This is a genomic window from Sulfuricurvum sp., assembly GCF_028688295.1.
Lineage (GTDB): Bacteria > Campylobacterota > Campylobacteria > Campylobacterales > Sulfurimonadaceae > Sulfuricurvum.
This window is the reverse complement of record NZ_JAQTYM010000091.1, coordinates 1-6,821: the sequence shown is the minus strand read 5'-3', so window position 1 is coordinate 6,821 and position 6,821 is coordinate 1. Positions and strand designations below refer to the sequence as shown.

Genomic DNA, 6,821 nt, shown 5'->3' with positions numbered 1-6,821 from the left:
TGAATAAAAATATGTGCATATAATTAAAAATAATACTGATAATGTGTTACATTTGTGTTAAGAGGGGGGGTCTAAGAGAAAAAATATTCTAGATATGACAAGCGACAATGATGTACAAAAAACAAGTATTTTCCGTATACTCTCCCCTACCCTGCTTTTAAGCACGAAAAACCTGCCATATTCCATACGGAAAACACTGTCGAAAATTTTTGCAAATTTTATTCGAAATTTCTTATACTTTAAACCTCACAGTTAGTATTCATTCATCATTCACCTATACAATGTCTCATATTTGTTTCATGATATATCAGGAGTGCAATATATGTATAAATATCACGATAAATCCAAACGATTTTTAGCCACCGCTCTGATTACTACCGGGTTACTGGGTACGACCCCGTTAATGAGCGAGGAGATAACTCATTCTGATCGCTCTATCCTCACACAAGAAAAGATTTCTCCTCGCATCGATTCTAAATTATGCAACCAGCAATTTCAATGCGCTAAAACAGGGTTCATTCTCCATTTCTTGCCCGAAGCAAAAGCAAGATTTATCCACCCTCACTCCTCACAAGAACTTTATGCCGATTACCGTATACACTTTGATCACAGTATTGCAATGAACGTATATGAGAACCCATCCAAACACTTTGATTTGATGATGCATCAGATCAATATCGCAACGGATGGCTTTAGTGCCAAGGTCAATGGAGAGACCCGCTATTTTCTGAAGGTGTAGTGCTTTTTACTTGATAAATTTTCAGAAAAAATAGTATATTTTCCTGAAAATATTGATTTGCTTGATAGATGGAATCTTTCGCATTCTTGGTACTTTAACACATACATCGAAGTAAAATGGGGTTGTTTACTTTTCTATCACGATCTCATAACGTACATTGCGTCCATTGGTCCCCTCGATCTGTCGGATACATCCGATCTCAAGAAGCTGGGTAACATCTCTAGATGCCGTTGTCGATGCGGTATCGGTGATCGTCATGTATTTCTTTTTACTCAAGGAACCTTGAAAATTTTCAGTACCCATATCGAGAATTTTATTGAGCACTTTGGTTTGTCGTGGATTAAGATCAAACTCTCGGTACTTATCCCAAAACGCTGTTTTTTGAACAATATAGTTCAGCTTCTTTTTCGTATCAATAAGTGCAGTATACAAGGTTGTGAGAAACCAATCACACCACTGGGTGATATCGAGATGACTTGATTCTTTGTGAACATACCCCGTCGTTTTTTCTAACGCATGGTAGTAGCCGTTACGATCATTGTTAATAGCACTGGACATCGAATAAAGCCGTGAGATGCTCGATTTCTCGATCTTGGATAAAACCAGATCGGTGATAGCCCGCCCTATTCTGCCGTTACCATCATCAAACGGATGGATGATGACAAACCACAGATGTGCAATACAGGCTTTGATCAAACTTGACGGTGTTGCATTGAACCATTGCAGGTATCTCTCCATCTCCTGTTCGAGAATGGATCGTGGAGGTGCGACATAGTACGTCTTCTCTTTCCCTGCCGCTCCTCCGATGACCTCCATCGTCTCTTCACCTCGAAATATTGCAACATTGATTCTAGATAATCCACTGTATCCGCGTGGAAAAAGAGCATTGTGCCATCCAAACAATCGTTCCAGTGTTAAAGGCTGATCATAGTTCGTATTGGCATCGATGAGAATCTCGATGAGATAGTCAGTACTCTCATCACGTTTAGAGGAATCGATACCGGAGAGCCCAAGCTTTCGAGCGATGGAGGCTTTGACACTGTCACGGTTAAGGATCTCCCCTTCAATCGCGGAGGTACTGATCGCTTCGCTCATCAATGCTTCGAGTTGGCGCTGGGCGATGTTGTCGCTATCCATCGTTTGGGTCATGGCGATTAAGTACCCCTGCTCTAGCGACACCTGCTGCATCAAATGCTCAAGTCGGATAAGATCGTAGGTAAAATGGGGATAAGCTTCTTGCTCCCAGATCCAGCGTTTCATGTTCTTTATTGCCTTTTAATCAATCGATTTGATTTTAGTGGGTTGAATTTGTAAATTAATCATACCATATTTGGTATGAATATACAGAATTATCGAACCGATACCTATCAGTCAAGTAAAACGGTTATGAAAATATATGACGAAGTATGCTTACTATCACTCAAAAACATAAATAAAGGCTAATAAAATCTCTTAAAATGAAGATTATTTTTGAGGGCTCTTTATTATATGACAGATAAATTCAATAGTTTGTATATGATCCGATTAACAGAATCAAACTCTGATTCCATGTGGTTCGAAAAAAATCATCTTTAAGCTTTTCAAGACACTGACTAAGTTTATATTTATACTAATCACTGTAAACTTAAACTAATTTAATATAGTGTCTTAAAAACCTTAGACCCTAGGAGTTAACGTGAGAGCCGATATTACCGAGGTCTTAAAAATCATTTTAACGCTAAAAGAGGCTGAATCCTTAAAAGAGATCGAACGTAAAAGTGGTGTTTTTGGGATTAAGGATAAAAAACTTTTACGTGTTCTAAATGAACTTATAGCTAGCAACCGTGTTCGTACTGTCGGACAATCTGCATCAACCGTCTATTGGCAAAAAGATGTCCGTGAAGCTTATGCAAAAGATTATCGGATGATCTTTGTTCATAAAGCCGATCAAATCGCCGGTTACCTTTTTCAAAACGCCCAGGAGTTTGTATTCTGCTATGCTGATCAATACTTAACCCTGAATAAAGTAGAAATCCCAGGATTACCTTTAGATATCGTCTCCTACCCTTCTTCAGAACTTCATGCAGCATTTGATGAGAATCTCCCCGAAGGGGTTAATCGTGAGATGCTAGAGCAATCATTAAACTCATCCGATGAGCTTGATATGTTGGTTCGATTAACACATAATATCGGCGATATTTATTTCACGCTCACCGGTGAGTCTCAGGTTGAATCTCAAAAGAATCGCCCCTCTTTTTTAAGCAATCTTGAGACCATATTAGGTCCTAGCCTCCCCTTCCCTGCTGTGCTTGAAAACTATACCCTCGACATCAATGAAGAAGAGTTGTTTCCAGAGGGTGAAGACCTCTCACATTTTACCTATGACGAGCTTCCTGGGATCAGCGGTTTTCAATACAAACGGCTTGTTGATCTTGACCTAGAACACCATCGAATACATCAAGATAAATCCGAAGGTATACGTGATTTTATTCTCAAACCTTACAGTCGTTATAAAGCCGATCCTTCATCGCAATATTACCTTCCGCACTTAGCATTAAATGAACATCTCTTTATGAGTTTTGCCAAAAACGAATTGGGATTTCGTGTTCCGCAATCGTATCTGATCAAACGAAAAAATGATGAAGAATTTCATTATCTCATCAAGCGATTTGATCGGTTAGGAACGTACCGTTTTGCGAAAGCAAACTTCTCCACTTATTTGGGTTTACGTGCTGAAAACAAATACAGTACCACGAGCGAAAAAATGTTTACTCGCATCAAAAAAGAACTCATCAGCGAAGCAGAACGCCTAGAACTTTTAAAGCACTATTTTTATTCTATGATCATCTCACATGAAGATATGCACACAAAAAATTTATCGCTTATTATCAGCGAATCAATCAAACTTTTTGCACCGCTTTATGACATTGCAACGACACGTATTTATTCCAACACCAAGCACTACGATTCACACTTAACTATCGATGGACAACGCAGCAATATTACACCCAGACATTTTGAAAAACTTGTGGATATTTTGGACGTGAACAAAAAAAGTTTTCGTGCAGAAGCACAGAGAATTTGTGAAGTATTTCGTGACCGCTTACCGCAGTATATCAATGCAATTGAAGCACTTGGACCGTTATCTTTTTTCACAATGAAACAAAAAGCAAAACCGGGACAAGCTCCGAGTTGGGTACCGAATAAAGAGTATGAATTTAGTGACATATTACGGCGTTATCATGAAGAGAGAATCAACGAATTGGTCAAACTGGGATGGCTAAAGTGAATTGTAAAATTAGTCTGTCTAGCGTATAATTTTATACTCATCATACCCACATGCAAATGCAATATCTGATATGGATGCTGTAGCGTTTGTTATACCGAAAGAATATTTTCCATCGGAATCAATAATGCTTTGAAGTCTATTATAGTATTGTTGAACATTTTCACCATCTTGCATCAACATAATGGACCATACATTTTTAAAGAGATTTTCACCACTTGAGGATATTTCGTACAAAAGAATGTAGACAATTTTTTCATTATTCAAAGAGGTGTCATTCTTAAAAATGTTAAAGATATATTCTTTGGAAATTTCATACATTTGTGGCAGTGGGTTAGTAACAATATCTGGATCGTTATTCATGTCAAATCCGTAAAACATTTCTCGACTATCTGGTAGAAGTTTTACAGGGGCTTCTTCTGTTATATAAACACGATCATTATCAGGTTGGTTTGTTGATATGTCGTTCATTTGGACAGACAAATCAGCATCTTCGCCACTAACATTTTTGGTATTATTTTTAACCCATTGATAAAATGATACATACGGTGAATCTTCAATCACTTTACGATCAACCAAATCATCATACACCACCTTAATTGGAACAGACTTCACAATAATTAGCTTTAATATTTCATCCTTTTTGTCTCCAAATAACTTATCAAATTTTCCTCTTTTTCGAGCATATGTTTTATTGCCGGTCTTGTATTCGTTAAGATACGAAGCTATTTGATCTTGCTTATTCACTATGTTTTATTTCCTTATGAATAATATATTATAGAAATATGATTAATATATAAAATTATATATATTTTATCTTAATTAATTATTTTTAATTGATTAGTTTTATATTATTTATGTATTATTTACTATTATATAAACATGTTTATTGAATTATTTTATGTATATTTTTAATATGAATATGATGTTTTATCTCACTGCGTGTTACACCATTTTTTCATGAAGTTGATTTAAGCGTTGCTTAATAATTATACTTTGCCACAAAATAAAGACAGAATTTTTATAAATCTTTTTATTATAATTTGTTTTTATGTATGTTTTTGATTTACTAATATGTTTTAAGATATGTCATAAGATATGTTTTAGGTATTAAAATCATTTTATTTTCAATATTATAAAAATGTAAAAACCGTGTTTGCACTCATAGAGTGTTACACCTTCATTTTTCCGTATGCTTTCAGCTAGTTTTAATATTCAGACTACGCCACCGCATAAACGCTTTTTAACATTTTGTTTAATTCATTTTATGCAGATAAAGATATGCTAATTATCTAACAAGAACCTGTGCAATAATGGCAAAGAATTTCTCCACCATTATTTTCTCCTTATAACTGTGACGCTTCATGCTTCGATTTTTGCTGGGCATCGTTAGAACTTTTTTGTTTGGCAATTTTTAATAGATTTTTATCGACGTAATTCAATTCCATTTCAAAGCTCATGTGCGGAGCGTTGAGCTGTATTTCGGTATTACCGTTCGTTAATTTGGCGGAGGTATCTCCAACATACGGAATATTAGAAGTGACCAGTTTATATTTGCTTTTCATCTGACCAAATAGATATTGAAATTTCCCTTTTGGAAAGGTGGTAAAGACTCCCATCAACTTTCCGTTTTTATCATAAATCACTCGTGCCGATTGCATTCCCTCTATCCCTAATTCACTCGGGTCAAGATCATATACATCACCTTGACTCAAATTATTGATTCCAACAAACTTGGAACTATATTTTTCTTTCATCATACTCACTGTAGATTTGCCGATTTCCAAACCAAACGGGGATGGATCGGCGTGTATAAGTGTGGTGGTTAGCAGCGTAGCTGCTAGGATAGTTTTTAATTTCAAGAAGTCTCCTTTTTTTATCTTCGTGGTTGGTTGTAATAAGTATGATCTTTTCGAATTGATTCGATAATACGTTGTTGTTCATCTTGGCTTAATTGGTACGTTGAGTTGCGTAAAAAACGTCCTAAATCCCAATCGTTTACCACAGCGGTGTAATCGACATTTAGATTATTAACTACACCTAGTTTTGAACGATCATGCGCCCATATAATTGAGCGATATATCCGTAGGGATGGATAACGTTTTTGAAGAAACGATTGGAGCAAATCGGATGATTCATTAACCTGACGGCTTGGACTTCTTCCCCGTTTATCGGCTATCGGTTTATTGGTTTCTACCAAGTTGCCGTATTGATCATATTTGTCTCTCCACCATCGATCTCCATCACAAAAAATGGTTCCATTGCTGTATTTGATTTCAATCGCAAACACACCTCTCGATCCCACCAGAATTTGATCGATTTCCCCTTTGCCGTTTTTATAACCATTGATCAATGTCCACTGATCGTCGAGATTAGAGGATAAGAAGTTTTCAACTTTCTTTTCCCCTTCGTTTCCGGCACACCATATCTTTTCTTGATCTCCGGCACCTTGCATTATTGGACGAGACGGTTTACGTATCACATAGGCACCTAGCATGCTAAAAAACCCGCTGAGTGTTTCCCAAACATGACGCTGATTCCAAGCCTCAGCTAACCGTGCGCGAGCCTGTACTTTTCGCTCATCATGCTTTATCATTGCTTCATTATATGAAAAGAGCCGGACATGATATTGACGTTGTCTCTCTTGCTGTACTGCATTAAGTTGCGCAGTTGTGTGATCGGATAATATAATTTTTTGCATATATCTCCCTACTTCGATCTATCAGAGTTTCGTTCTACTCCGCCGGACATATTTGCTTCCGGGGCTGGAGAACGTCTTTTTAAAACCATAACAATGACAACTGCTAAAAAAACTAA

The 6,821-nt window shown here is 36.8% G+C and carries 6 protein-coding genes; 2 read left to right on the top strand and 4 right to left on the bottom strand.

The features are described from left to right. The first annotated feature begins 322 nt into the window (after positions 1 to 322). A complete protein-coding gene (locus PHR02_RS12435) occupies positions 323 to 739 on the top strand; it encodes a hypothetical protein (RefSeq protein ID WP_299992495.1) in 417 nt (138 codons plus the stop codon). A 126-nt stretch (positions 740 to 865) separates the two neighbouring features. On the opposite strand, the gene PHR02_RS12430 is transcribed toward PHR02_RS12435, so the two are convergent. Further along, on the bottom strand, positions 866 to 1,999 hold the full coding sequence (locus PHR02_RS12430) for a DUF4172 domain-containing protein (RefSeq protein ID WP_299992493.1): 1,134 nt from the start codon (positions 1,997 to 1,999) through the stop codon (positions 866 to 868). Between the two features lie 415 nt (positions 2,000 to 2,414). Here PHR02_RS12430 and PHR02_RS12425 point away from each other — a divergent pair, with 415 nt between their 5' ends. Then, the gene (locus tag PHR02_RS12425; protein WP_299992491.1) at positions 2,415 to 4,007 is read left to right on the top strand and encodes a type II toxin-antitoxin system HipA family toxin; all 1,593 of its coding nucleotides are present in this window, start codon (positions 2,415 to 2,417) and stop codon (positions 4,005 to 4,007) included. An 18-nt stretch (positions 4,008 to 4,025) separates the two neighbouring features. Here the strand turns inward: PHR02_RS12425 and PHR02_RS12420 are convergent, their stop codons facing one another. From PHR02_RS12420 to PHR02_RS12410, 3 genes are all read right to left on the bottom strand, one after another. Continuing rightward, entirely contained in the window at positions 4,026 to 4,751 is a 726-nt protein-coding gene (locus PHR02_RS12420) for a hypothetical protein (protein WP_299992489.1), read from the bottom strand. A 599-nt stretch (positions 4,752 to 5,350) separates the two neighbouring features. Then, positions 5,351 to 5,866, bottom strand: a complete 516-nt coding sequence (locus PHR02_RS12415) for a hypothetical protein (RefSeq protein ID WP_299992488.1) — start codon at positions 5,864 to 5,866, stop codon at positions 5,351 to 5,353. Between the two features lie 14 nt (positions 5,867 to 5,880). Then, on the bottom strand, positions 5,881 to 6,705 hold the full coding sequence (locus PHR02_RS12410; RefSeq protein WP_299992486.1) for a nuclease-related domain-containing protein: 825 nt from the start codon (positions 6,703 to 6,705) through the stop codon (positions 5,881 to 5,883). Positions 6,706 to 6,821 lie beyond the last annotated feature (116 nt).

What these genes read in the sequence shown, in the direction of transcription:
- PHR02_RS12435 (WP_299992495.1), top strand. Translation starts at nt 323, where the DNA reads ATGTATAAATATCACGATAAATCCAAACGATTTTTAGCCACCGCTCTG.
- PHR02_RS12430 (WP_299992493.1), bottom strand. Translation starts at nt 1,999, where the DNA reads ATGAAACGCTGGATCTGGGAGCAAGAAGCTTATCCCCATTTTACCTAC.
- PHR02_RS12410 (WP_299992486.1), bottom strand. Translation starts at nt 6,705, where the DNA reads ATGCAAAAAATTATATTATCCGATCACACAACTGCGCAACTTAATGCA.